Consider the following 2,407-nt stretch of genomic DNA (forward strand, 5'->3'; position numbering starts at 1 on the left):
GCCGCCGCGGCCCGCACGGCCTCGGGCGTAATGTGGTTGAGGGTTCCCAACTGGTCCTCCGCGCCCCACGCCCCCCATGCCAGGGGCAGTCCGCTATCGTCGGGCCGGTTCAGGTCGGCATAGCTCGGAAAGCCGGTCATGGGGCATCCTCCTTCGTGAATTGTAAAGCCGGCTGGGGAGGAATTCGCCGGGACGGTTCCTCCAAAAGAAGCCGAGTGTAGGGCAAGGCGTCCGGGCCTGGCAAGGAGAGAGGGAACCTTGAACCTCACCCCTCCGCGTCCAAGGACGCTCCTCCCCTCTCCGCAAACGGCGAGGGGGACTGCCTACCCCACCCCGGCCCTCCCCGCTGGGCAGGGAGGGTGAACTGCGAACCTCACCCTCCCGCCCCTGCGGGGCTCCTTCCCTCTCCACAAACGTGGAGAGGGAGCACTGCAACTGCCGCTTCACCCCACCGCCTGACGGCGGCACCCCTCTCCGAAGCGGAAAGAGGGAACTGCAACGGCGCCCCTCCCCTGGTCTTCGGCCATCCCCTCCCCACGGTAATTTGAACAGCCGCATGGAGGGGAACTGCAACCGCAAGGAGTCGGCGATGGATCCTTCGACGGGCTCAGGACAAGGCGCCGATGGAGATTTGGATTCCTTTCGAAAAAATGAATCCGTAGGGGCACGGCATGCCGTGCCCACCCCTCTATCCCAATCCACGTCTACCGCGCCGGAGGCAGGCTCCACAGCCGCTCGGCATTGCCGTGGGCGATGGCATGGGCGGCGTCCGGGGGGAGTTCTCCCAGCGCCTTGCGCCACAGGGCAACCTGCCGGAAGTAAAATTCCCCCCAATGCTCCGCCCAGACGTTGTCGAAACCCAACACGAAGCGCCGGGGGCGCCGCACCATCAACGCCTTCCACTTGGGATGAAGGGATTCTCCCTGGAACAGGTTGACCCAGGGCTGGTTCGAACTGGCGATAACAACCGGGTTGCTGTGGGAAGTGATGAAGTGGAGATTGGGATGCCGTTCGATCAGACGCGCCGCCTCCTCCGCCTGAAGCTGGCCCATGTGGATCAATAGGAAGGGATGGCCGGGGTGCTTCGCCAGGAGCGTTTCCAGGCCGGCCATGAGCCGCGCTTTTTCGCTCCCGGCCGCGGCGAACTCGATGTGGGGGATGAACGGCCACTTCCGCTCCAGGGCCGCCTGCAACGCCGCCTGCACCTGTTCCGATGCGATGGGCACCACCCGCTTTGGCGCTTTGTCGCCCTTTTTGGCGTGCCAGAGAATCACCTCCGCCATCGCCCCGAATTCCGGCATATTCAACTGCGCGTTGAGGAGTTTGTAATACTTGGGATGATTCTTCTCATAGGGCTGCCCCTTGGTGCGGACGGAAGGGGTGATGCGATCCGGGAATTTTCGCGCGAACTTGACCAGCTTGCCGGGCTTGATCCTGCCCCGGGTGGATAGGATGGTGCGCGATACCCCGGCCCGGTCCATCAACTGGATGACCTTCCCCAGCTTGACCTTGTGATCCACCTGGCTGTGGGCGTCGATCATGGGCAGTTCCGCTGCGGAGGCAAGCCCCGCCAGCAATAGCGCCGGGAGGATGATGATGACGAAGAGAAGGCGGGAGGGAAATTTTTGGCCATCCATGGGAATCCTCCGTTTTGGGAAAGGAAGATAAGGCCGGTACGTCGGAGATGATGCTTGGTTTAGGGTGCCAAAGGAGATGATTTTGATCAATGGCAGATCAATGACAACGGGGTCGGGGGCCTCCGGCGGCCAGAGGGTGGCGCGGAGATTGGGCTTGAGTATCTCTACTTCCTACCCTGTACCCGGTATCCTGGGGTGGGGGGCCTCCGGCGGCCAGAGGGTGCTACCCTCTGGACTCCCGCTGGGGGGATAGACCCCCCCAGACCCCTGCAAATGTCTCCGTTCCTACGATCTCGGGTAGATGTTCAATTTTTCTTGTTCGACCAGAATTGTGTAATATGCATCGGACTTATAGAATACAACTCCGAATTCCAGCTGCATCATGTTGAAAGAATGGAACCCGCCAGATTAAACCACTTGCCGGGCAAGGATCTCCCTCACCGTAGAGCCTACCGGTGGGGACTTTTTTTTGGAGGTCATTCAGGTTAATATGTATTTATTCAATGAAATGGAGGTATAATGACCAATGATGCGACAAATAAGGATTTAAAATATTTTACCGGTGGAAACACCTATAACTGTCCATATTGCAAAAGAAGAAATATTTTTTTTCGTTTAATCGATAAATTTGTGTTTGAATGGGAAAAAGACAAACCTTCTTATGGTTATATAACTATCTGCTCTGAAGTAACTTGCAAGTGTAGGGCCTTGCATCTTAGTTACTATAATCTTGCGGTAAATATAAGTAATAGAGGAGATTATTTAAGCTT

General features: G+C 57.9%; 2 protein-coding genes. One reads left to right on the forward strand and one right to left on the reverse strand.

The features are described from left to right. Positions 1 to 704: 704 nt before the first annotated feature. The gene (locus tag FVQ81_18370; protein ID MBW7998496.1) at positions 705 to 1,637 is read right to left on the reverse strand and encodes an amidohydrolase family protein; all 933 of its coding nucleotides are present in this window, start codon (positions 1,635 to 1,637) and stop codon (positions 705 to 707) included. A gap of 519 nt (positions 1,638 to 2,156) precedes the next feature. On the opposite strand from FVQ81_18370, the gene FVQ81_18375 reads away from it, so the two are divergent. Further along, positions 2,157 to 2,407, forward strand: a 251-nt coding sequence (locus FVQ81_18375) for a hypothetical protein (GenBank protein ID MBW7998497.1), incomplete at its 3' end; no start/stop codon positions are given.

Source organism: Candidatus Glassbacteria bacterium, assembly GCA_019456185.1.
In the GTDB taxonomy this organism is placed as follows: Bacteria; Gemmatimonadota; Glassbacteria; order GWA2-58-10; family GWA2-58-10; genus JAJRTS01.

Coding starts and splice junctions, on each gene's coding strand:
- FVQ81_18370 (MBW7998496.1), bottom strand. CDS start 1,637: ATGGATGGCCAAAAATTTCCCTCCCGCCTTCTCTTCGTCATCATCATC.